General features: G+C 70.9%; 24 protein-coding genes. 7 read left to right on the top strand and 17 right to left on the bottom strand.

Features of this window, described 5'->3' with window-relative positions:
• Positions 1–96 precede the first annotated feature (96 nt).
• Positions 97–1,569, top strand: coding sequence for a glycine betaine/L-proline transporter ProP (proP, locus tag ACZ5U5_RS28410; protein WP_469026981.1), 1,473 nt, complete (start codon positions 97–99; stop codon positions 1,567–1,569).
• A gap of 13 nt (positions 1,570–1,582) precedes the next feature.
• Here the strand turns inward: proP and ACZ5U5_RS28405 are convergent, their stop codons facing one another.
• Positions 1,583–2,116, bottom strand: coding sequence for a PadR family transcriptional regulator (locus tag ACZ5U5_RS28405; protein WP_469026979.1), 534 nt, complete (start codon positions 2,114–2,116; stop codon positions 1,583–1,585).
• A gap of 123 nt (positions 2,117–2,239) precedes the next feature.
• Here ACZ5U5_RS28405 and ACZ5U5_RS28400 point away from each other — a divergent pair, with 123 nt between their 5' ends.
• Positions 2,240–3,658: an MATE family efflux transporter gene (locus ACZ5U5_RS28400; protein ID WP_469026976.1), complete on the top strand. Its 1,419-nt coding sequence runs from the start codon at positions 2,240–2,242 to the stop codon at positions 3,656–3,658.
• On the opposite strand, the gene ACZ5U5_RS28395 is transcribed toward ACZ5U5_RS28400, so the two are convergent.
• Positions 3,633–4,568: a hypothetical protein gene (locus ACZ5U5_RS28395; protein WP_469026974.1), complete on the bottom strand. Its 936-nt coding sequence runs from the start codon at positions 4,566–4,568 to the stop codon at positions 3,633–3,635. The two genes, ACZ5U5_RS28400 and ACZ5U5_RS28395, sit on opposite strands and share 26 nt — an antisense overlap.
• Positions 4,569–4,690: 122 nt before the next feature.
• Positions 4,691–6,094 carry an MFS transporter gene (locus tag ACZ5U5_RS28390; protein WP_469026972.1) on the bottom strand — a complete coding sequence of 468 codons (1,404 nt, stop codon included), beginning with the start codon at positions 6,092–6,094 and terminating at the stop codon, positions 4,691–4,693.
• Between the two features lie 174 nt (positions 6,095–6,268).
• Here ACZ5U5_RS28390 and ACZ5U5_RS28385 point away from each other — a divergent pair, with 174 nt between their 5' ends.
• Positions 6,269–6,664: a winged helix-turn-helix transcriptional regulator gene (locus ACZ5U5_RS28385; RefSeq protein ID WP_469026969.1), complete on the top strand. Its 396-nt coding sequence runs from the start codon at positions 6,269–6,271 to the stop codon at positions 6,662–6,664.
• Positions 6,665–6,718: 54 nt separating this feature from the next.
• Here ACZ5U5_RS28385 and ACZ5U5_RS28380 read toward each other — a convergent pair whose 3' ends face one another.
• From ACZ5U5_RS28380 to ACZ5U5_RS28330, 11 genes are all read right to left on the bottom strand, one after another.
• A complete protein-coding gene (locus tag ACZ5U5_RS28380) occupies positions 6,719–7,531 on the bottom strand; it encodes an SAM-dependent methyltransferase (RefSeq protein ID WP_469026967.1) in 813 nt (270 codons plus the stop codon).
• 113 nt (positions 7,532–7,644) lie between these two features.
• Complete coding sequence (locus tag ACZ5U5_RS28375) at positions 7,645–8,067, bottom strand: acyl-CoA thioesterase (protein ID WP_469026965.1); 423 nt, start codon at positions 8,065–8,067, stop codon at positions 7,645–7,647.
• Between the two features lie 27 nt (positions 8,068–8,094).
• Entirely contained in the window at positions 8,095–8,751 is a 657-nt protein-coding gene (locus ACZ5U5_RS28370) for a hypothetical protein (protein ID WP_469026962.1), read from the bottom strand.
• 97 nt (positions 8,752–8,848) lie between these two features.
• Complete coding sequence (locus tag ACZ5U5_RS28365; protein WP_469026960.1) at positions 8,849–9,754, bottom strand: TIGR03619 family F420-dependent LLM class oxidoreductase; 906 nt, start codon at positions 9,752–9,754, stop codon at positions 8,849–8,851.
• A 123-nt stretch (positions 9,755–9,877) separates the two neighbouring features.
• Positions 9,878–10,462 carry a TerD family protein gene (locus ACZ5U5_RS28360; protein WP_469026957.1) on the bottom strand — a complete coding sequence of 195 codons (585 nt, stop codon included), beginning with the start codon at positions 10,460–10,462 and terminating at the stop codon, positions 9,878–9,880.
• Positions 10,463–10,515: 53 nt separating this feature from the next.
• Positions 10,516–11,109: a histidine phosphatase family protein gene (locus ACZ5U5_RS28355; RefSeq protein ID WP_469026955.1), complete on the bottom strand. Its 594-nt coding sequence runs from the start codon at positions 11,107–11,109 to the stop codon at positions 10,516–10,518.
• 90 nt (positions 11,110–11,199) lie between these two features.
• A complete protein-coding gene (locus ACZ5U5_RS28350) occupies positions 11,200–11,994 on the bottom strand; it encodes a hypothetical protein (protein WP_469026953.1) in 795 nt (264 codons plus the stop codon).
• Entirely contained in the window at positions 11,994–13,310 is a 1,317-nt protein-coding gene (locus tag ACZ5U5_RS28345; protein ID WP_469026950.1) for a VWA domain-containing protein, read from the bottom strand. Before ACZ5U5_RS28345 ends, ACZ5U5_RS28350 begins: the two co-directional genes overlap by 1 nt.
• Positions 13,311–13,415: 105 nt before the next feature.
• Complete coding sequence (locus ACZ5U5_RS28340) at positions 13,416–14,654, bottom strand: FAD-dependent monooxygenase (RefSeq protein WP_469026948.1); 1,239 nt, start codon at positions 14,652–14,654, stop codon at positions 13,416–13,418.
• Between the two features lie 35 nt (positions 14,655–14,689).
• Entirely contained in the window at positions 14,690–15,307 is a 618-nt protein-coding gene (locus ACZ5U5_RS28335) for a C39 family peptidase (protein ID WP_469026946.1), read from the bottom strand.
• 35 nt (positions 15,308–15,342) lie between these two features.
• Positions 15,343–16,554: a pyridoxal phosphate-dependent aminotransferase gene (locus ACZ5U5_RS28330; RefSeq protein WP_469026943.1), complete on the bottom strand. Its 1,212-nt coding sequence runs from the start codon at positions 16,552–16,554 to the stop codon at positions 15,343–15,345.
• Between the two features lie 84 nt (positions 16,555–16,638).
• Here ACZ5U5_RS28330 and ACZ5U5_RS28325 point away from each other — a divergent pair, with 84 nt between their 5' ends.
• Entirely contained in the window at positions 16,639–17,292 is a 654-nt protein-coding gene (locus ACZ5U5_RS28325) for a winged helix-turn-helix transcriptional regulator (protein WP_469026941.1), read from the top strand.
• Between the two features lie 5 nt (positions 17,293–17,297).
• On the opposite strand, the gene ACZ5U5_RS28320 is transcribed toward ACZ5U5_RS28325, so the two are convergent.
• On the bottom strand, positions 17,298–17,444 hold the full coding sequence (locus ACZ5U5_RS28320) for a hypothetical protein (protein WP_469026938.1): 147 nt from the start codon (positions 17,442–17,444) through the stop codon (positions 17,298–17,300).
• A 61-nt stretch (positions 17,445–17,505) separates the two neighbouring features.
• Here ACZ5U5_RS28320 and ACZ5U5_RS28315 point away from each other — a divergent pair, with 61 nt between their 5' ends.
• Positions 17,506–18,729: a low temperature requirement protein A gene (locus tag ACZ5U5_RS28315; RefSeq protein WP_469027128.1), complete on the top strand. Its 1,224-nt coding sequence runs from the start codon at positions 17,506–17,508 to the stop codon at positions 18,727–18,729.
• Positions 18,730–18,810: 81 nt separating this feature from the next.
• The gene (locus ACZ5U5_RS28310) at positions 18,811–19,716 is read left to right on the top strand and encodes a HipA family kinase (RefSeq protein ID WP_469027126.1); all 906 of its coding nucleotides are present in this window, start codon (positions 18,811–18,813) and stop codon (positions 19,714–19,716) included.
• 125 nt (positions 19,717–19,841) lie between these two features.
• Here the strand turns inward: ACZ5U5_RS28310 and aceB are convergent, their stop codons facing one another.
• Together aceB and ACZ5U5_RS28300 are read right to left on the bottom strand one after the other, a co-directional pair.
• Positions 19,842–21,461, bottom strand: a complete 1,620-nt coding sequence (aceB, locus tag ACZ5U5_RS28305; protein ID WP_469026935.1) for a malate synthase A — start codon at positions 21,459–21,461, stop codon at positions 19,842–19,844.
• Between the two features lie 226 nt (positions 21,462–21,687).
• On the bottom strand, positions 21,688–22,287 hold the full coding sequence (locus ACZ5U5_RS28300; protein ID WP_469026933.1) for a nucleotidyltransferase family protein: 600 nt from the start codon (positions 22,285–22,287) through the stop codon (positions 21,688–21,690).
• A gap of 208 nt (positions 22,288–22,495) precedes the next feature.
• On the opposite strand from ACZ5U5_RS28300, the gene ACZ5U5_RS28295 reads away from it, so the two are divergent.
• Positions 22,496–22,804: a DUF5955 family protein gene (locus ACZ5U5_RS28295; RefSeq protein ID WP_469026931.1), complete on the top strand. Its 309-nt coding sequence runs from the start codon at positions 22,496–22,498 to the stop codon at positions 22,802–22,804.
• The last annotated feature ends 24 nt before the right edge of the window (positions 22,805–22,828 follow it).

Below are 22,828 nucleotides of genomic sequence, written 5' to 3'. Positions count from 1 at the left end.
ATCGACGCCCGACTGGGCAGACGTCCGTTCGTCGATCCCTGACCTCCCAGGTCAGGCGGTCGATGACAGCTATTGCCGAACGAGAGTGACTGCACCGTGAGCGCGCCCGAAGCCCCCGAAATACCGGCACCGCCCGCTCCGGAGGCCCTTGCCCGGCACCGCGCGCTCTTCCGCGCGATCCACCGCCGCAAGAACCCGCGGCTGCGTCAGTCGGACATCACGGTCACCGAAGAGGCTCAGGTCAGGCGGGCGGTGAAGGCCACCGCGCTCGGCAACGCCATGGAGTGGTACGACTTCGGCGTCTACGCCTACCTCGCGGTGATCATCGGCAAGGAGTTCTTCCCCTCCGGCAACGACACCGCGCAGACCCTCTCCTCCCTGGCCACGTTCGCCGCCGCCTTCCTGGTGCGCCCCATCGGCGGCATGGTGTTCGGGCCGCTGGGCGACAAGGTCGGCCGCAAGAAGATCCTCGCGCTGACCATGATCATGATGTCCACGGCGACCCTGGCGATCGGCCTGATCCCGTCCTACGCCACCATCGGCGTCTGGGCCCCGGTCCTGCTCGTCCTCTGCCGCATGGTGCAGGGCTTCTCCACGGGCGGTGAGTACGGCGGCGCCGCGACCTTCATCGCGGAGTACGCGCCGGACAAGCGCCGCGGATTCTGGGGCTCCTTCCTGGAGTTCGGCACCCTGATCGGCTACACGGTCGCGGCGGTCCTGGTGACCGCCCTGACCATGGGGCTCAGCGACGACACCATGCAGTCCTGGGGCTGGCGCATCCCGTTCCTGGTGGCGGCGCCCCTCGGGCTCATAGGCCTCTACCTGCGGCTGAAGCTCGACGAGTCGCCCGCCTTCCAGAAGATGGCGGAGGCGGAGAGCGGACCGGCCGCCGAGCGCCAGAAGAAGTCCCTCAAGGACTCCTTCTTCGGCCAGTGGAGGGCCATGCTGCTCTGCATCGCGCTGGTGGCCGCGTTCAACATCACCGACTACATGCTGCTGTCGTACATGCCGACGTACCTGACGCAGCTCGGCTTCGGCGAGACCGGCGGCCTGATGTCCATCGTGGTCGTCATGCTGATCCTGATGGCGCTCATCAACTCCGTCGGCCGCCTCTCCGACCGCATCGGTCGCAAGCCGGTCCTGATGGCGGGCTCGGTCGGCTTCTTCGTCCTCGCCTTGCCGGCCTTCCTCCTCATCAAGCAGGGCGGCACCGTCGCGGTCTTCACGGGTCTGCTCATCCTCGGACTCGCCCTGGTCTGCTACCTGGGCGCCATGTCCTCCTCGCTCCCGGCCCTGTTCCCGACGGACGTGCGCTACGGCTCCCTCTCCATCGGCTTCAACATCTCGGTCTCGCTCTTCGGCGGTACGACCCCGCTGGTGGTCGCGGCGCTGATCGGCGCTACCGGCAACGACCTGATGCCCGCCTTCTACACGATGCTCGCCGGCCTGGTCGGCATCATCGCCGTGGCCGCGATGAAGGAGACGGCCCGCAAGCCCCTGGAGGGTTCGCCGCCGTCGGTCGCGACGCCCGAGGAAGCCCGGGAACTGGTGGCGTCCCAACGCCTCTGACCGTCACGCACCGTCAGCGGCGCCCGCCCTCCAGGGCGCCGATGGCCTCGGCCAGCCACTTCTTCTCCTCCGTGCCGGTGGCGCGCGCGATCCGGAGCATGCCCTGCCGGAAGAGGTCGGGTGTCTCCTCCGCCGCCACCGGCTTTCCGTCGCGGTAGAAGAAGCTCGCCGGTGTCTCCAGGAAGGCCTGGCGACGGCGGAGCACGGCGGCCTGCTCGGCCCGGTCGGGGAGGTGGCGCAGGAACGCGAGCAGAGTGAAGAAGCGCTGCCCGTCGGTGATTTCGGCGTCCTTGGGGGCCCGGAGCCTGGCGAGGAGTTCGTCTCGTCCCGCCTCGGTGAGGGAGAGGATGCGGCGCGGCGCCGCGCTCTTGCCCGGTTCGGTGCGCTGCTCGACGAGGCCCGCCTTGACCAGGCGGGTGATCGCCGGATAGAGCGCGCCGTCGCTCACCGGGCGGATGTGGCCGCTGAGGCCCTGGATGCGGGACTTGAGGTCGTAGCCGTGCAGGGCCTCCTCGTGGAGAAACCCCAGGATCGACAGCTCCAGCATTGAGTTGAGCCCTTTCCGCGTACGAGCCCGTCGTCGGGCGCGCTCTTGTCCGGCCGTGCGGTTGATGCTATCTCTTTCCGTTGTACCTCGAATCGCGGTACAACGGAAAGAGGGGGATGGGTCATGGCGGGCACGGCGTCACCACCGACGGACCACCGGCGCAGGCTGGTCGCCCTCGCGTACCCGGTCTACTTCGAGCTGCTCGCCGGGGTCACGGCCGGGATCATCAACATGGTCTGGGTGGCCCGGCTCGGCGGAGCCGCGGTCGCCGCGGTGGCCGTCGCCACGAACGTCGAGAACCTGCTGCTCGGCGTCATCCTCATGGCCGGGTCCGGTACGACGGTCCTGGTCGCGCGGGCCAGGGGAGCGCGGGACCCGGCCGCGGTACGGTCCGCGGTGCGCGGCGGCTGGGCGCTGTGGGCACTGATCACACCGGTCGTGGCCGTCGGCGGTTACCTGTGCCGGGAGCCGCTGGCCCGGCTGGTGCTCGGCGGAGGCGGCGGGGAGGCGCTCGCCCAGACGACCGGCTACTTCGCCATCGCGCTGCCGGGCATGGCGGTCTACTTCGCCATGAATGTCGTCGACGGAATCCTCAAGGGCGCGGGCGACACCCGCACCCCGATGCGCCTCGCCCTGCTGGCCAACGGCCTCATCCTCGTCCTGGACCCGCTGTTCATCCTCGGGTTCGGGCTCGGGGTGCGCGGGGCGGCGATCGCCACGGTCATCGGCCGGGCGGCAGCTCTGATCTGCGGTTTCGTGGCCCTGCGCCGGCGGATGCGCGGGGAACCGCGCGATCAGTCACAGTCTGCCCGCGGTCGCCCGACCGTTCTGAGCCGCGCGAGGCGCCTGGCCGCCGACGCGCGCGACACGGCGGCGACGGGGCTTCCGATGTCCGCCGACTTCGTGCTCCGTATGACGGGCGCCCTCGCCCTGATCGCGGTCGTGGCCAGGATCGGCGTCGGCGAAGTGGCCGCGTACGGCATCGCGACCAAGGCGATGTATCTGGCGACGATGGCCTTCTACTCCGTGCGCCAGGCCGCGGCCATCCACACCGCCCATCTGCTGGGCACCGGCAGTGACGAACGCCGGGCCGTCGGACGCCAAGCGCTGCTCGTTGCTGGGGTGTTGGGTGTCGTCGCCGCGCTGCTGCTGCTCACCGCCGGGCCATGGATCATGCGGGCCTTCGGAGCCGAGGGTGCGGTGGCCGACGCGGGGGCGCTCTATCTGCGCTGTCTGGGGCCGTACTTGGTGCTGCTTGCCTGCTTCATCGCGCTGGGCGGGGTGTTCGAGGGCAGCGGCGGGAGTCCGGCCCTCGCCCGCATCACGGGATGCGGGGTGGTGGCACAACTGGGCCTCGCTTACGCCCTGTCGGGTCTGGGGCTGCCGGGCGTCTGCCTGGCCATGGCGGTGTCCATGGCCTTGCAGTGCGCGGCGGTCGGGCGGCTCTACCGGCGTGCGGGGCGTACGGCTCCGGAACGCCCCGTACGGTGCGAGCCGCGGGCGGGTGGTGCCGGAGTCAGTCGCAGAGGTGGCGCGTGGTGAGGGAGCCGCCCGCGTTCTCGTCGTCCGTGCCGAGGGCCGCGAGGTCGGAGCCGGGGACGCACTGCAGCGCCTCGATCTTGTAGCCCTCGAAGGTGTCCAGGAGCTCTGGCGACTCGGAGACCGACAGCCTCACCCCGCCGTCGCGGGTGACGGTCAGCTTGCCCGCGTCGCTCACGGCGGAGTCGAACGGGCCGTCGTCACCGGCGTCGGACGCCGAACTGACCAGGAGACGGCCCGACTTGGTCACCTCGATGTCCGACGCGTGGCGCACCCCCTCCCCCTTCGGGTACGGCGCACGGAGCGTCGCCTTCTGCACCTCGCCGAACTCGGAGTCACCGTAGGAGCTGATCGAGAACGGGGCCGCGTACAGCGTCGCGGGGCGGTCGTCGCCCTCGCCCCGGTCCGCCCAGACCGCCGCCATCTTCCCGTGCCGTGCGGTCAGGGTGAAGCTCTCGAAATTGTCGCCGGCGCCGATCGCGGGCAGCGGGGTGATGTCGAGGACCTTCGCGGCCTCCCCGGCGTCGGTCAGCTTTACGTGGTAAGCGATCCCGCGGCTGGCGACGGCCACGAACTCGTCGGTCGTGCCCGGCACCGCGTCGACCGCCTCAAGGTCCACGGGCTCGATGCCGTCCTGCCAAGTGATCGCCGCGACGTCGGCGGGGCGGCCGACGCGATGGGTCACCTCCGCGATGCGGTTCTCGCCGGGCTGCTTGTTGTCACGTACGACGAGGGCGCGAAGATCATCACCCGAACGGTAGGTCACGGAGAGGCCGCTGATGCCGGACTTCACGTCGTCCCCGACCTGGTGCCATCTGCCCGCCTCCGGCTGCGCCGCGGACAGGCCGGAGCCGAAGACCACGGCAACTCCCGCGCCCAGTGCGGTCATTGCGGTCAGAAGGGTCTTACGCATGGTCAGGGACCTCTCGCTCGATGTGCGACGCGCGTAGATTTTTCACGGCTGGCCGGACCGTAATCGCCCGGCCGACCGTGAGGCAAGGGGAGTACCTGGATCGGTCTAACCCGCGGATGGGCTCACGCCGTCGTGGGTTCGCGGTGTTCCTGCCCCCGCTCGCGTCCGACGGCGTCGACGGCGGCCGTCGTCCCGTGTCCGGGGCGCAGCAGCGTCGCCGCCAGGGCGAGGCCCGCGGCCGCGATGCCCGTTGCCACCCAGAAGGCGAGACGGTAGCCGCCGGCCGTGGCCGCCACGGCCTGCCCGCCGTCCGCGAGCAGGCTCTCCGTGCGTCCGGCCGCCAGCGTGGTCAGTACGGCAAGGCCCAGTGAACCGCCCACCACCTGCGTGGTGTTGAAGAGCCCGGAGGCCAGCCCCGCGTCCTCCTCGCGCGCCCCGGACATCGCGAGCCCCGTCACGGCGGGCATCGCCGCCGCGAACCCGGCGCCGAGCAGCAGCATCGCGGGGAGCACGTCGACGACGTACGAACCAGCGGCGGGCAGGCGGCCGAGAAGGGCGAGGCCGGCCGTGATGAGGACGAGCCCGGCGAGCAGCGAGCGGTACGGTCCGAAGCGGCCGATCAGCCGGGCGGACAGGCCCACCATCAGGACACCGATGACGACGGGCGCGGGCAGGAAAGCGAAGCCGGTCTGCAACTCCCCGTAGCCCAGCACGCGTTGGAAGTAGAGCGCACCGATGTACTGGAAGCCGTACATGCCCGCGATCATCAGGATCTGCACGGCGTTGGCGCCGGTCAGGGTGCGCGAGCGGAAGACACGCAGGCGCAGCAGAGGGCGGGCCGCGTGCTGCTGCCGCACGGCGAACGCGGCGTACAGGGCGAGGGACAGGGCGGCGAACGCGAGCGTGGCGGGTGTCCCGTGCTCCGCGGAGCCGACGATGGTGTAGACGGTGAGCATCAGGGCGCCGGTGACGAGCGCCGCGCCCGGATAGTCGGCGCCCCCGGAGAGTCCTGTGCCGCGGTCGGCCGGCAGGACGCGTACCGCGGCGACGAGTGCGATGACCCCGACCGGCAGGTTGATGAGGAAGATCCAGTGCCAGTTGAGGGTCTCGGTGAGCGCGCCGCCCAGAAACGTGCCGAGCGCGCCGCCCGCGGCGCCGACCGCGCTGAACACCGCGATGGCCCTGGCTTGTTCGCGCGGCTCGGGGAAGAGCGCCACCAGCATGCCGAGCACGACCGCCGAGGTCATCGCCCCGCCGACCCCCTGCACGGCGCGCGCCGCGATGAGCAGACCCTGGTCGGTGGCGACCCCGCACAGCACGGACGCCGCGGTGAACACGGCGAGACCCGAGACGAACATCCGCTTGCGGCCGATGAGATCGCCGAGCCGTCCGGCGAGCAGGAGCAGACCGCCGAAGGCGATGAGGTAGGCGTTCACGACCCAGGCGAGGCCCGGTGCCGAGAAGCCGAGATCGCTCTGGATGGCCGGCATCGCGACGGTGACGATGTTGCCGTCGATGATCGTCATCAAGAGCCCCGAGGACAGCACGGCGAGCGACGCCCGGCGGGAGCGTGATGGGATGGATGGGCCCTGAGCCCTGGCCTCGGACACGATGAAAACCTCCATGAGCTGCATAGGTGCACGACTTGTAACGGGGCTCATCGTGCGTGACCATGGAGGCCGGGAGAAGGAGGAACTTCAATGTCCCAAGGGAACACCGGTGTTACGGCGCAGGTCGTGAACGCGCAGGCGTGCCCGCTGCGCGAAGTTCTTGACAGGGTGGTGGGGAAATGGAGCATCCCGATTCTGGTCGCGGCGGCCCACGGCCCCATTCGCTTCACGGAACTGGAGCGCAGCATCGAGGGCATCAGCCGCCGCATGCTGACGCTGACCCTGCGGAATCTGGAGCGCGACGGCCTGCTCACGCGCACGGTGCATCCGACGGTCCCGCCGAAGGTCGAGTATGAACTGACGCCGGTTGCCGAGGAGTTGCACGGCACGCTGCTGACCCTGACGGGCTGGGCCGAGCGGCACCGGGTGACGATCGCGCGGTCGCGGGCGGACTACGACGAGAAGCGGGGGTTGGTGGAGGCCTGACCCCGAGGTGCGCCCCCGAGGCCTGACCCCCGCCTCTGAAGGCCGCGGGGGAGGCTAAGGCTTGCGGCCCACCGCGCCGTACGCGTCGACCGGGGTCGTGTCCTCGGATTCGGGGCGCCAACGGGTGACCTGCACCACTCCGGGTTCCACCAGCTCCAGGCCGTCGAAGAAGCCGGCGATCTCCTCGACGCCGCGCACGTGGTAGGGGATCGCGCCGCTCCTGTTGTACGCGTTCGACGCCGCGATCATGCCGTCGCTGGTGGCGGTGCTGTCACTGATGACGAGACAGCTGCCGGACGGCAGACCCGCCATGAGCCGGGACACCAGCTCGCGCGCCTGTGCGTGATCACCCACATGGCCAAGGGTGTTGAGGATCATCAGGGCGACCGGCCGGGAGAGGTCGAGCGTCGCGCGCGCACTCTCCAGGATGGCCTCGGGGGCATACAGGTCGGCGTCGATGTACGCGGTCTCGCCCTCGGGCGTGCTGGTGAGCAGCGCGCGGGCGTGGGCCAGGACGAGCGGGTCGTTGTCCACGTACACGATCCGGGAGTCGGGGGCCACGCGCTGGGCGACCTCGTGCGTGTTGTCGGCGGTCGGCAGGCCCGTGCCGATGTCGAGGAACTGGCGGATGCCCCGCTCCGTCGCCAGATGCCGGACCACGCGGCCGAGGAAGAGCCTGCTCAGGCGCGCCACGTCGACGAGACCGGGGTGGATCTGCTTGATGTGGTCGCCCAGTTCGCGGTCCTTCTCGTAGTTGTCCTTGCCGCCCACGAAGTAGTTCCAGAAGCGCGCGGAGTGCGGGGTGCTGGTGTCGATGCGCGCGCGTATGTCCGCGGCGGCGTCGGCTTGGGGGTCGCTGTCCGGCACGGGGGCCTCCGGTGAGTGATCGGGGTCGGTTGCTACTTGAATGAACGATCACCGGCCCGTCCAGTTCCCGCCACCCGTACGGAGGCCCCAACTCCCTTGCTGCAGAGGGCCGGTCAGAGGCCGATCACGCCCGGTTCGTCAGCCAGCGCCCTGAAGTACTCGCGCGGATCGGACACCATCCGCCGTTCGTTCAGGTCCAGGAGGCCACCGACGGCCCGCACCTCGGCGGCCTCGGTGCCGTCCGCCTTGCGGACGTGCTGCTCGATGCGGAACGTCTTGCGCTCGCCCCAGATGAACTCGCAGGTCACCGCCACCTCGTCGCCCGCGCGCAGCTCGCTGAAGTAACGGATGGTGTTCTCCAGGGCGACGGGGCCCACCCCCTTGGCGAGCAGATCGGCCTGCTCGATCCCGGCCGCGCGCAGCACGGACCAGCGGGCGTGCTCGGCGTACTGCAGGAAGACGGCTTGGTTCAGGTGGCCCTGCGCGTCCGTCTCGTACCCACGGACGCTGATGCTCACGGAAAACGGCTCCGACACGACATTCCCTTCGATGGTTCATCACGGTCACTTCGATGCCCGGCCTCTTCGGGGCGAGGCGAGGAGATAGCGCGCGCCACCGGCCCGCTCGGCGTGTTCACTGACCTGCCAGCCTGCCGCCTCCAGCGCGCTCGCGCAGGCCCGCAAACCCTCCGGCGACGCCTCGCGCACGGCGACGGCCTCGGGCTGCGGCGTCGCGCCCACCCGATAGCCGTCGGGCCCCGGCCGACGGCCCGCCGCCTCCAGGGCAAGGGCGGCGGCCTGCACCAGATGCGTCCGCTCCCAGGCGCAGGGGCGGTCCCGCGCGCCGTCCGGGTTGGTCATGCGGCGCATCTCCAGGAGCCCTTCCCAGGCGCTGCGTACGTCGCGTGCGCGGGCCGCCGGTCTTTCGGCGTCCGGTGGCGGCGGGGGCTCGGCGCCGGTGCGGGCGGCGAAGAGGCCGGACGGAGCGGGAGCGGCCGGGGGAGGGGCGGTGGCCTCGGCGACGGCAGGGGCCCCCGCGCCTTCGCGCAGGCGATGGCCCGTGGGCGTCAGGAAATAGGCGTGCGGCGGACGGGGGTGCCGGAATGCGAGGCGGTGGCGCACGAGTCCCGCCAGCTGTGCCTCGCTCCCCGTCAGCCGTCCCGTCGCCGGGTCGGCGGCCTCGATGATGCGCCGCTGAGCGGCTGTCGGAGGCTTCGTCATGCGCCCACCTCTTCCCCAGGTCCTGCTGCCTGGTTCCGATAGTGCCTCGCGCCACTGACAACGGCCGCCGAACACCGGCTGTCCGCGGCCTGCCGACTCAGCGAAGGGTGCCCGTCGCGGGGTCGACCACCTTCTCCACGACCAGTTCGAGCGTGCGCCGGTCGTCGTCGGCGGTGCCGCGCTCGTCGGGCGTGCCCGGGTACGTGTCGAGCAGCACGTCCGTGGCGCCGAGCTCGGCCAGCGTCTCCAGGTCGGCGCGGAGCTGGTCGAGGCTGCCGTGCCCGAGGGGGCGGTCGGCCGTGTCCGGCTGCGCGGTGAGCTTGAGCTGGAGGCGGGGCACGAGGTCGGGCGTGGGGCGCCCGGCGGCCTCGGCCTCCGCCGCGATGCGGGGCAGCGCCGTCCGCAGGACGTCGAGGCTCGGCATGAACGGGTGCCAGCCCTCGCCGAGGCGGGCGGCGCGCCGCTGTGCGGCGGGGGAGTTGCCGCCGACCCAGACGGGCAGGTGTGTCGCCGGGGCGGGGGCGTTGCGGATCTCCTCGTAGGCGACGTACCGGCCCCGGAAGGAGGTCGTCTCCTCGGCCCACGCGGCGCGTATCGCGGTGAGGTACTCGTCGGTGATGGCGCCGCGCTCATCGAAGGGGACGCCGAGTGCCTCGTACTCGGCGCGGGACCAGCCGACACCAGCGCCGAGGATGAAGCCCGCTTCGTTGAGCTGGTCGATGTTGGCGGCGAGACGGGCGGTCTGGAGCGGGTGGCGGTAGGGGATGACGGTGATCGTCGTGCCAAGTCGCAGCCCGGGTACGCGGCCCGCGAGATGCGCGGCGAGCACGAACTGGTCGTAGAAGGGGGCCGGGTAGACCGAGTGCACGTCGGGGGTGACCGTGATGTGGTCGGAGATCATCGCGAGGCCGAACCCGAGGTCACGGGCGTCGGTCGCCTGGCGGACCAGGGAGTCGGGGGTGGTGCCGGAGCCGAAGTTGAGGAGATTCACGCCGTATCGCATGGCCGCAAGTCTTGATGATCTTCGGGGGGTGTGTCGAACCGAGGCGTGGCCCCGACCGGCTGCGGCACGGCCCCGTCCGGGCCGGCCGCGGAAACCGGCCGGCCCGGACCTCTGTCGCTCCCGCTACTTGCTCATGGCGAAGCGCATCAGGGCCTGCTCGTCGCCCTGCTTGATCTTGCCGGTCTCGTTGATGACCTGGAGCTTCCAGGCACCACCCTCCCGGATCGCCTTGGCCACGGCGCAGCCGTTGTCGTTCGTGAGCAGGCTCGGCCAGATGTCGGCGACCTGCTGGGTGCTGCCGCCCGTGGCGTCGTACACCTTGAAGCTGATGTTGCGCGCGTTCTGGAAGGCGCTGCGCTTCTTGTACGCGGCGGCGACGAACACGATGGCCGTGATGTTGTCCGGCACGCGCTCGAACTCGACGGTCACCGTCTCGTCGTCGCCGTCACCCTTGCCGGTCTGGTTGTCGCCGCTGTGCACCAGCGAGCCGTTGCCCAGCGGGTCGAGCGAGTCGAGGCCCGCGAGCCGCACCGGGTCCGCGCCCGCCATCGCGATGGCGATCAGGTCGAGGTCGGTGCCGGCCTTCTGCCGGAGCTTGCCCAGCACTCCACCGCTGCTGCCGACGGTGGGGTCCCACGACACACCTATGGACAGACGGGTCACGCCGCCCAGATCCGCCGGTCCGTCTTCCTTCTTGAGCGTGATCATTCGCGATCCTTCTTGGTGGTGAGAGAGCTATATGGGACAGAGTGTGCCTGGTTTTACGGACGAATGTTCCAGCTCGCCACCACTGGGCGGCCGTGCTCCGTGCTGAGGCGGCAGACCGTCCCCGTCGCCAACTGGAACAACGCCCCGCCCGACACCGGCAGTCCGAGGCGCCGCGCCGTCAGCACGCGCAGGAAGTGGGAGTGCGCGAAGAGGACCACGCTGCTCTCGTAGTTGGCCAGCGCCGCGTCGACCTTGGCCAGCATCCGGTCGGCCCGCTCACCGACCTCCTCCGGCGTCTCACCGGGGTGCTCGGCGGGGCCCGGGGCAACTCCGTCCGTGAACAGATACCAGTCGGGGCGGCTGCGGTGGATCTCCACCGTGGTGACCCCCTCGTACGCCCCGTAGTCCCACTCGCCCAGGTCGGGGTCCACCCGGGCGTCCGGGAACCCCGCAAGCTCCGCCGTGTCCCTGGCTCGCTTACGGGGGCTCGTGAACGCCGCCCCGATCCGGAACCGCCCCACCAGCGGCGCGATCCCCCGCGCCTGGTCCCTGCCGTTCTCGGTGAGCGGGATGTCCGTCCAGCTGGTGTGCCGGCCGTTCATCGACCACTCGGTCTCGCCGTGCCGGACGAGGAGCAGGTCACCCATGGTGCGGAACTTCCTGTCTGTCGGGGGTCTGTCGGGGGTCTGTCGGTGGTGGCCGGCCCGGGACTTACGCCGGTCAGGCCACCACCGAGACTAGATCCCCGCAGGTACGCGCGCCGGGCGGCCCGACCCGCGCGTCAGGCAGTAGCCCCCGATGCCCGCCAGGGCACCGAGCACGCCGCCGCCCGCGGTCCACAGCCAGCGCGACGACCACCAGGCCGACGCCCAGCCGTCCTCCGGTTCACTGGACTCCGCCGCCATGTCGGTGCCGATCCCCGGCACCAACGGCTTCGCCAGCGAGCCGTCCACGGCCTGCGCACCGCCCGCGTCGCTCGACGTCACCAACGCCCCGGCCCGCATCGGAAGACCCAGGTCATTTGCCTTGAGGCCGGTGACCGTCAGTCGCGCGTAGTACGTGCCGGGCAGCGGGTCGTTGGCCCACGGCTCGGCCGACGCGCGCACGGTGCGCAGCGTGCAGGACAGCTCGACCGTGGCGGCGTCCTGCGCGGCCGCCTTCGTCTGCGCGCCGAACCGGCACGCCTGGCGTCGCCGCAGCCCGTCGTACACGTCGACCTGCCAGGTGGAATCGCCGTGCCTCGCGGCGTCATCGGGCAGCTTCACCGTGGCGTGCACGGTGGGGCGCTGTCCGATGTCAGCGGGGAACGACCAGTACAGGTAGTCGCCGGTGGAAGCCTCCGCCGTCGCCTCCTGGTCCAGCTGGATCGCCGTCGCCGTACGGAAGGACGTACCGGCCTCGGTGGGCGCGGCGGCCTTGTCGTCACCGTCGTCGGCGCCATCGGCGAACGCCGCTCCGGCCGTCCCGGCCAGGGCGATCAGCGCGGCACCGGACAGCACGCCAGCTCGGCTCAACACACTTGTCGTACGCATCAGTTGGTCCTCCAGACCGCGAAGCGCCAGCGCGAGAGCCAGCCCCAGACCAGACCGGCGACGAAGCCGGTGAGGATCAGCACGCCGAGCAGCCACCAGCCGTTGCCCAGGCCGAAGGACGCCACGTCCGAGGCCTCGTCGGGCGCATCCACCAGATCGACGGCCAGCTCTACGGGGAGTCCCGGGGTCGTCTTCACGGAGGAGGGCGCCGAGTAGGAGTTGCTGACCTGGAGACACACGGTCTCGGCGGCGGCCTCGCTCCCGTCCGCCGCCTCGTCGTCGGCGTCGTCGTCCTCCGGCTTCGGATAGCGCAGGCCGGTCGAGATCACGTCCGTACGTCCGTCGCCCGCCTCGGAACCCCGCACGATCTCGCGGCCGTGCACGGTCGAGGCCCGCAGCAGCACCCCGTAGTCCTTGTTCACCGCGCGGTCGGCGCCGACGCTGACGGAGGCGCGAAGCTCCTGGCCGGGCCTGACGTCGACGCGGTACCAGCGGTGCTCGCCGAACTTCTCGCGGTCGGTGTAGACGCCCGCCTTCAGCTGGGGGGCGTCGGAGCACTGGGCGGCGCCCTCGGTCGCCACCGGAGTGGCGACGGGGTCCGCGGCGCGGTCCACCAACTGCTTGACCCGACCCGAGAGTTCGTCGGTGTGCCGAACCGACGTGTACGTGCCGCCGGTGGCTTCCGCGATGCAGCTCAGCTGGTCGCGGGTCTTGGCGTCGGGCACCAGGCCGAGCGTGTCGACCGTGAGGTGGATGCCCTCGGCGGCGATCTTGCGGGCCACCTCGCAGGGGTCGAGCGGCTGACAGGTGTCCTCGCCGTCGGAGATGAGGACGATCCGGCGGCTGCGCTCGGTGTTGTCGTCCTTGAGGTCGTCGGCTGCCTTCAGGAGCGTGGGGCCGATCGGCGTCCAGCCGGTGGGCGCGAGCGTGGCCACCGCGGTCTTCGCGTCGGTGCGCCCCGCACGGTCGAGCTCCGCGACCGGGTAGAGGAGCTCGGTGTCCTTGCACCCCGTCTTGCGGTCGTCACCGTGGTAGTTGGCGCCCAACGTCCGTATGCCGAGCTGTACTTCGTCCGGCGTGGCGTCGAGCACCTCGTTGAACGCCTGCTTCGCCGCTGCCATCCGGGACTTGCCGTCGATGTCGCGGGCCCGCATCGAACCGCTGACGTCGAGGACGAGCTCGACCTTGGGTGAGGGCTGCGCGGGTTCGTCGTCACCGGCGGGGGAGGCGGCGGCCGGGCCCGCCGTGCCGAGCCCGGCGGTCAAGGCGGCGAGCAGGGCGAAGGCCCCGGCCGCCGACCGATGTCTTGTGATCATCGCCGGATCTTATTGATCTTGGCGTGCATACCCAAACCGGCGGATGGGTATGACCCTTCACCGCCTCGGTCCGGACCGCGGCTCGCTGCCCGCGACTCCCCGGGCTCACCGCCTCAGCCCGCGGCCTCCGAACGCCCCGCCGCCGTCGGCCTGCTTCCACCACGTCTCCAGGGCCGTCTGGTCCATCGTGTGCCACGCCGGTGTCTCCTCGACGAGCGCGCGGCCGAGGCGCCGTCCCAGATCGACCATCGCGGCACCGGCGACACCGCGGTCGGTGTCGTAGGTGTCGAGTGCGTCCGCCCAGGTCGTGGCCGTGGCGAAGGCGGACTCCAGGACCGTCGCGTCTTGCAGGGCCTTGACCGCGCCCGCCCCGGTGTGCGGCCGGGCGACGGTGGCCGCGTCGCCCGTCAGGAGCACGCGGCCCCTGGTGTAGCGGGGCGCCGTGTAGTCGTACATCGGCTGAAGGAAGAGCTCGTCGGGGGTGGTCGTGCGGACGAGGTCGCCCCAGTAGGGCGGCAGCAACTCGTCGCACACGTCCGTGAGATGCGAGGTGAGGGCCTGCGTGAGCCCGCCGGGCGGCAGGCTGGTGGGAGCCGTGAGCCGCAGGTCGAGGCCGAGCCCGAGGTCGAGGGATGGCGGCGGTGTCGTGTAGAGGACCCAGTTGACGCGGTGGCCGCCGACTCCGTCGGGGATGCGGTAGACGATGACATGGCCGCCGGGGAAGACGACGTACGCGCAGTCCTCCTTAGCCCACAGCCCCGGGTCCGGCAGCCGGTCGGCCGGGAAGGCGCCGCGCCAGGCGAGATAACCGGCGTACGCGGGACGCACCCCGGCGAACACCCCCGCACGGACCACGGAGCGGTAGCCGTCGGCGCCGATCACGAGATCGAAGCGCTCGGTGCCGTCGGCGGTGACCACCTCGGCACCCGCTGAGCCCTCGGCCGCTCCCGGTCGCACCTCGTCCACCACCACGCCCGCGCGGAAGTCCACGGAATCGGGCACGCGGCCCCGCAACTCACGCCACAGAGGGCCCCAGTTGTACGTGCGGAACGTGAACGGCATCGCCCCGATCTCGTGCCCGAGCGGCCCGGCCGCCGACCCGCCCCGCACATACCAGCGGCGCCTCTCCAGCTGCACCCATGGCATGTCCGCGTCCAGATACCCTGCGGAATCCAGCTCCGCGTAACGGGAGTTGTGCACCGCGAGCCCGACCCCGCGGTCCGCGAGGCGCCCTGCCGCCCGTTCGTACACGGTGATCTCCGCGGCGCCACCGCGGTACGCGGCGAGTGCGGCGGCGCATCCGGCGATGCTCCCGCCCACGACGGCGACCCTGCCTCCACGCATCATCGCGCCATCCTGGCAGCAAGGGTGACCCTGTGTCAGTGCAGCGACACCCCGCGTCCGGCGAAGAACGGCTCGAAGTCCGAAAGCGAGATGTCCGCCGTCCGCGTCCCGGCGTCGATCCCGGACGGGTTGTGCAGATGCAGACCGCCGTCCGCGGAACGCCCCGTGACCAGCACCAGGTGACCGCCCCGGCCGGGCGAGGGCCGGTGCGGGCGGCGGATCTCGAAGTGCACCGAGACCATGACCGAGCGCCCCTCGTCGAGCAGGCTGGTGATCTCGTCCACCGTGAGGTGCCGGTGGACCGTGGCGTTGACGCCGTGCACGTCGCGTACGTACTCCGCGAACGGCGCATAGATCAGCCCGCGGATCGCGCCTGCCGCGCCCTCTGCGGACTCCGTGTACGCGCCGTACTTCAGCGCGCCGTCCCGCAGCTCGAAGAGCGGGGGCGCCGACGGGCCGAGCGCCATCCGCAGGCAGGTCAGGCCGCACAGATGGCCGCACCAGCGCGCGTAGTCGTCGAGGGTGGTGGCGCCCGACTCCGCCCAGGCGGGGTCGGCCGCGCGGTCGAACCCGTCGTACACGATGGGTCCGACGAGGTCGGGCGACGCGAACTGGGTCAGGGAAGGGACCCGGCAGGCTGAACAGAGAGACACACGACCCCCGTCGTCCGGTGGCATCACCGGTCACATCACTGGCGGTAGCCGCTGAGGAAGCGGCCGATGCGGCTGATCGCCGCGTCGAGGTCGTCAGCGTAAGGGAGCGTCAGGATGCGGAAGTGGTCGGGGCGCGGCCAGTTGAAGCCTGTGCCCTGGACGACCTGGATCTTCTCCTGGAGCAGCAGGTCGAGGACGAACTTCTCGTCGTCGTGGATGGGGTGGACCTTGGGGTCGAGACGCGCGAAGGCATAAAGGGCGCCCTTGGGCTTCACGCACGAGACGCCGGGGATCTCGTTCAGCTTCCGCCACGCCATGTCGCGCTGCTCGTACAGCCTGCCGCCCGGCACGGTGAGCTCGCGGATGGACTGCCGGCCGCCGAGCGCGGCCTGGATGGCGTACTGGGCGGGGGCGTTCGGGCACAGGCGCATGGAGGCGAGCATCGTCAGGCCCTCCAGGTAGCTCTTCGCGTGCTGCTGCGGGCCGGTGACGACCAGCCAGCCCGAGCGGAAGCCCGCCACGCGGTAGGTCTTGGAGAGCCCGCAGAAGGTCAGCACGACGAGGTCGGGGGCGAGCGCGGCGACGCTGTGGTGCACGGCGTCGTCGTACAGGATCTGGTCGTAGATCTCGTCGGCGAACACCATCAGGCCGTGGCGGCGCGCGAGGTCGAGGATGCCCTCCAGGATCTCCTTGGGATACACGGCGCCCGTGGGGTTGTTCGGATTGATGATCACGACGGCCTTGGTCCGGTCGGTGATCTTCGACGCCATGTCGTCCAGGTCGGGGTACCAGTCCGCGGACTCGTCGCACGTGTAGTGGACGGCCTTGCCCCCGGAGAGGGTCGTCACGGCGGTCCACAGCGGGAAGTCCGGGGCGGGGATGAGGACTTCGTCGCCGTCCTCCAGGAGGGCCTGCACGGCCATCGTGACCAGCTCGGATACGCCGTTGCCGAGGAAGACGTCGTCCACGGAGACCTCGTCGAGGCCGAGCGCCTGGTAGCGCTGGGCGACGGCGCGGCGGGCCGAGAGGATGCCGCGCGAGTCCGTGTAGCCGTGCGCCTGGGGCAGCATCCGGATCATGTCCTGGACGATCTCCTCGGGCGCCTCGAAGCCGAAGAGCGCGGGGTTGCCGGTGTTCAGGCGCAGGACGCTGTGGCCCGCCTCCTCCAGGGCGTTGGCGTGCTCGATGACCGGACCCCGGATCTCGTAACAGACCTCGCTGAGCTTGCTGGACTGCCGGAACTCCATGCGCTGTGCCTCCCGTGACGTGAGTTACTTGGTTTTACCAAGCTGGAGCTTGGAAAGTCCAACAACTTGCATAGACTGTGCCGCATGGGTCACACGCCACCTGCCGCCAGGTCCCGCCGAAGCTACGACCAGTTCTGCGCCGCCGCCCGTGCCCTCGACGCCGTGGGTGACCGCTGGACCCTGCTGATCGTCCGGGAGCTCCTGGCCGGACCGCGCCGCTACACCGATCTGCACGCCGACCTGCCGGGCGTGAGCACGGACGTCCTGGCGTCCCGGCTCAAGGACATGGAGCGCGAGGGCCTGACGACGCGCCGCCGCCTTCCCCCGCCATCGGCCGCGTACGTCTATGAACTGACCGAGCGGGGACGCGCGTTGCTGCCGGTCCTCCAGGCGCTCGCCACCTGGGGTACGCCCGCCCTCCAGGAGCGCGCGCCGACGGACGCGGTCCGCGCCCACTGGTTCGCGCTGCCGCTGCTCCGGGTCCTGGCGGGGCTCGGGGCGGAGGGAGTGGTCCAGGTCCGCCTGGACGAGGGGGAGTTCCACGTACGGGTTGGGGGTGGGGGAGACGCGTACGGCGACGGCCCGGCGCCCGCGGAACCGGACGCCCGGATCGTCATGGACGCCGGGACGTGCGTGTCGGTGAGCGGGGGCACCCTGACGGTGGGGGAGGGCGTGCGTGCGGGCCGCATCGAACTCACGGGCGAGGGAGTGCTCGCGAAGGCGCTGCGGGCGTCCTGAGCGTGTCACCCGGGGTACATCGGGAGCTGTACGGACTCTCCGTGCAGCCGGAGCAGCCGGTGCAGCCGTGGCGGCCATGCGGCGGCATTCCGGCTCTCGCGCCGCTCGCGTGCCGTGCCCGCCGCGTACGGCCGGTAAATAATGCTGTCCATGAGCGACCCCACGCACCCCGGCAGCACCGACAGAGGCAAGCCGGCGCACCGCCGGTTGCCCATGACGGGCCGTGACCCGCACGAGCACGGACGTACCTCCACCCCGCTGGAACTCCTCTTCGACCTCACCTTCGTGGTCGCCGTCGGCACCGCGGCCTCCCACTTCGCCGAGATGGTGGCCGAGGGGCATCCGGGGCAGGCCGTCACCGCGTTCGTGCTGGCGATGTTCGCGATCAGCGTCGCCTGGATCAGCTTCAGCTGGTTCGCCTCCGCCTTCGGTACCGACGACTGGCTCTACCGGGTCCTGACGATGGTGCAGATGATCGGCGTCGTCGTCTTCTCGCTCGGCCTGCCGGCCATGTTCCACTCCGTCGAGGAGGGCGGGCACCTCGAACTGCGGGTCATGGTGATCGGCTACGTCGTGATGCGCGTCGCGATGCTTCTGCAGTGGTGGCGCGCGGCCCGGGAATCGCCCGCGTTCCATGGCGTCGGCATGGCTAACATCCGCTGGACCGCGATCGCCCAGATCGGCTGGATCGTGGTCGCCTTCACACATCCGCCGCTCGCCGTCGCCTTCGTCGCCTTCGTCGTGCTCGGAGCCCTGGAACTGGCACTTCCGGTGCTCACCCAAGGCTCCGCGGGCGGGACGCCGTGGCATCCCCACCACGTCGCGGAGCGCTACGGCCTGTTCGCGATCATCGTTCTCGGCGAAGGCGTCGTCGGTACCGTCGCCTCCTCGGGCGAGCTGCTCGGCGGCGCGGACGGAACGCACTGGAGCGGGAACGCCGTCGCGGTGGTCATCGCCGGCGTCGGACTGACCTTCGGCATGTGGTGGGTCTACTTCGCCACCCCCTTCGGCGACGTCCTCGTGCACCGCCGCAGCCGCGGATACCTCTTCGGGTACGGGCACATCCCCCTGTTCATCGCGATCGCGGGCGCCGGCGCCGGACTGCACGTGGCCGGCCTGTACCTGGAACACCACTCCGAGCTCAGCGCCGTCGCCGTCGTCCTGTCCCTCGCCATCCCCGTGGGCCTCTACCTGCTGATGGTCTATCTGCTGCACACGTTGCTGCTGTCCGCCGCGGACCGCTTCCACCTGATCCTGATCTCCTGCACCCTCGCCGTCCTGCTCGCGGCCGCTCTGCTGGCCGCCGCCGGGGTCGCCGTCGCGGTGTGCCTGCTCGTCGTCATGCTGGCCCCCGTCGTCACCGTGATCGGCTACGAGACAGTCGGCCACCGCCATCAGCAACAGATGCTGGAGAACCTCGGGGCGCGGGACGGCTGACCGTGGCGCCCGGTCGATGTGCCCACCCCATACGCTCGCTTCATGACAGAGGAACGAAAGCGGGGAGTGGGGCCCTTGAAGGTGTTGAGGCAGGTCGTCGCGACCCGCTACGTCGAGCCGCTGCGGACCGGGGGCTCCGTGCCCGGCGTCGTCGAGACCGACGACCTGGGGACGTACGTCGTCAAGTTCACCGGTTCGGCGCAGGGCCGCAAGGCGCTGGTCGCCGAGATCATCGTCGGGGAGCTGGCCCGCCGCCTCGGCCTGCGCTTCCCCGAGCTGGTCCTGGTCCACTTCGACCCGGCGGTCGCGTCGGAGGAGCCGCACCAGGAGGTGCAGGACCTGCTGCACGCCAGCGCGGGCCTCAACCTCGGCATGGACCTCCTGCCGGGCGCCGTGGACTTCACCCCCGAGGCGCTGGACGTGGACCCGCTGGAGGCGGGCAAGGTGGTGTGGCTCGACGCGCTCACCGCGAACGTCGACCGCACGGTGCACAGCTCGAACCTGATGATCTGGCCCACGTCCGGTCTTCAGCGGCCGAGGCTCTGGCTCATCGACCACGGCGCGGCCCTGGTCTTCCACCACCGCTGGGGCGCGTCGGCGCCGGACAAGGTGTACGACTTCCGCCATCACGCGCTGGGCGGGTACGGGCCGGACACGCGGGCCGCCGACGTGGAGCTCGCGCCGCTGGTCACGGAGTCCGCGCTCCGCGAGATCGTCTCCCTGGTCCCCGACGCCTGGCTCGCCGAGGAGCCGGGGTTCTCGTCCCCGGACGAGGTGCGGGATGCGTATGTCGACTTCCTGCTGGCCCGCGCGCGGGCCTCGGCGGAGTGGCTGCCGGTGGACTTTCCCAGTCGGGGTGAGCTCGACGCCGCCGATGCTCGGCGCGCTGCCGCTACCGAGAAGGGGCGGCCTGCCTGGCTGAAGCGGGTCCCTGATCTGCATGGGAAGCCCCCGGCGGAGCAGGACTGGTCGCGGCACATCGGTTAGCCGCGGGCCGGTTGCGGCTGGTCGCGCCCACGCGGCGGAGCCGCACATGTCGCAGCCCCGCGCCCCTAAAAGCAAGGCCCCCGGCGCTGTGCGGTGCCGGGGGCCTTGCGATGTCTGCGGTCGGGTCAGCGCAGCTGCTCGTACGCCGGGAGGGTCAGGAAGTCCGCGTAGTCCGCGTCCAGGGAGACCTGGAGGAGGAGGTCGTGGGCCTGCTGCCACTTGCCGGCCGCGAAGGCCTCCTCGCCGATCTCGGCGCGGATGGCGGCCAGTTCGGCGGCGGCGACCTCGCGGGCGAGATCGGCGGTGGCGGTCTTGCCGTTCTCGAAGACGACGCCCGCGTTGATCCACTGCCAGATCTGCGAGCGCGAGATCTCGGCGGTGGCCGCGTCCTCCATGAGGTTGAAGATGGCGACGGCGCCGAGGCCGCGCAGCCACGCCTCGATGTAGCGGATGCCGACCTGGACGGCGTTGACGAGGCCGTCGTACGTGGGCTTCGCGTCGAGGGAGTCGATGGCGATGAGGTCACCGGGGGCGACGCTCACGTCCTCGCGCAGACGGTCCTTCTGGTTGGGCTTCTCGCCGAGCACCGCGTCGAACGACTTCATCGCGATCGGGACCAGGTCCGGGTGCGCGACCCAGGAGCCGTCGAAGCCGTCGCCCGCCTCGCGGTCCTTGTCGTTCTTGACCTTCTCGAACGCGACCTTGTTGACCTCTGCGTCCTTGCGGGACGGGATGAACGCGGCCATGCCGCCGATCGCGTGCGCGCCGCGCTTGTGGCAGGTGCGGACGAGGAGTTCGGTGTACGCCCGCATGAAGGGGGCGGTCATCGTCACGAGGTTGCGGTCCGGCAGGACGAACTTCGAGCCGCCGTCGCGGAAGTTCTTGACGATGGAGAAGAGGTAGTCCCAGCGGCCCGCGTTCAGGCCAGAGGCGTGGTCGCGGAGCTCGTAGAGGATCTCCTCCATCTCGTACGCGGCCGTGATCGTCTCGATGAGGACCGTGGCGCGGACGGTGCCCTGCGGGACGCCGACGTAGTCCTGCGCGAAGACGAAGATGTCGTTCCAGAGGCGGGCCTCCAGGTACGACTCCGTCTTCGGGAGGTAGAAGTACGGGCCCTTGCCGAGCTCGATGAGGCGCTTGGCGTTGTGGAAGAAGTACAGGCCGAAGTCGACGAGCGCGCCGGGGATCGGGGTGCCCTCGAACTGCAGGTGGCGCTCGTCCAGATGCCAGCCGCGCGGGCGCATGACGACGGTGGCGAGCTCGTCGGCGTCCTTGAGGGCGTACGACTTGCCGGTGCGGTCGTCCGTGAAGTCGACGCGGCGCTCGTAGGCGTCGGTGAGATTGAGCTGGCCCAGGATCACGTTCTCCCAGGTGGGCGCCGACGCGTCCTCGAAGTCCGCGAGCCAGACCTTGGCGCCCGAGTTCAGGGCGTTGATGGTCATCTTGCGGTCGGTCGGCCCGGTGATCTCGACGCGGCGGTCGTTCAGGGCGGCCGGGGCCGGCGCCACCTTCCAGGAGTCGTCCGCGCGGATCGCGGCGGTCTCGGGAAGGAAGTCGAGCGTGGAGGTGCGGGCGATCTCGGCGCGGCGCTCGGAGCGGCGGGTGAGGAGCTCGTCACGGCGGGGCGTGAAGAGCCGGTGCAGCTCGGCCACAAAGGCGAGGGCCGCGTCGGTGAGGACCTCCTCCTGCCGCGGCAGAGGCTCCGCGTCGACGATGGCCAGCGGGGACTGCGCTGGTGCGGACATGAGCTGTCACTTCCTTCAGCGAGCTTCACAGGTGGTGCCGCGGCGACCGCCGGGCATTCGCAGTGACACTCAGTGCCACCGGAGCCGAGATACGGCCGTGGACCCCACATGAGGGAACGGGTGCTTCTGAACAGTGGATACTAGTTTCCTCATAGTGGAAGTTCAATCGTCTGTTGATGTCGAGATTCTCTTCATCGACAGAACGTGTCGCTGAGTGCCATGCCGGTCACTCAAGGTGGATCAGGTCGGCGGGCGTGTCGATGTCGTACGCCTGGGCCACGTCCCCGCACTCGACGCGTGTGATTTCCCCCGCGTGTTCCTTCAGATAGGCGCGTGCCCCGCGGTCGCCTGTCGCGCTCGCCGCGATGCCCGCCCAGTGGTCGGCGCCGAAGAGCACCGGGTGCCCGCGCTCGCCGTCGTACGCGGCTGCCGCGAGGGTGGCGTGGGAGCGGTAGGCGGCGTGCACGCGGGCCACGGCGGTGGGGCCGATGCCGGGCTGGTCCACGAGGGAGATGAGGGCGGCGTCGGTGCCGTCCCCGGCGTCGCGGAGGGAGGCGATCCCCGCCCGCAGCGACGAACCCATCCCCTCCTCCCAGGCCGGGTTGTCGATCAGTACGCAGCCGGGGAGCGAGGCCTTTGCGCGTACGACATCGGCGTCCGCGCCGAGCACCACGTGCACGCGCGTGCACCCGCCCTCGCGCAAGACGCGGACCGCGTGCTCCACGAGGGGCCGCCCCTGGTGCTCCAGAAGCGCTTTCGGCCGGCCGCCGAGGCGTCGCCCGCCGCCCGCGGCGAGGAGAAGCCCGGCGATCATCGGATTCGTCATGGCTCCTGCATACCGCACCCTGTCCGCACGGTCCCGGCGCCCGGGGGACTCCTGGAGATGGAGCCGGTGTGTTCCGGCCATAAAGTGGCGCGTCCTGCTTCTCGTGGCGTTTACTGGCCCGCGGCCCTCAGGCGTCTGACCAACGCCGTCCGGGGTCGGCAAGATCTGAACGAGTACGTGCGCACGACACCGTGCGAGGGGGAGAGCTGTGTTGCGGAGCGTGGGGCAGAGGCAAGTGACCGGCAGCGATGAGGATCCGCGAGTCGCGGAGTTGGGCACCGCGGTGTCGCGACTGCGCCGTGAGCTCGCCGCGCATCCGGCCGAGTTTCCCGACCGGGGCATCGCCGAGGACGAGCTCGCGGCGCTGGCCGCGATGGCCCGGAGCGGTGCGCCGGAGGCGCCTAGGCTGCGCCGCTCGCTGCTCCTGGTCGCGGGCGCGATCGGCTCGGTCAGCGCGCTGGCCTCGGGCCTCGCCGCGGTCAGGGGAGCGGTGGAGCTTTTCGGCGACGCAAGGTAGGCCGCCTGGCCTTGACCGGCGTGT

Source organism: Streptomyces sp. NPDC033177, from assembly GCF_055577715.1.
The sequence above is the reverse complement of the archived record's forward strand: the minus strand, read 5'-3'. Positions and strand labels throughout refer to the sequence as shown.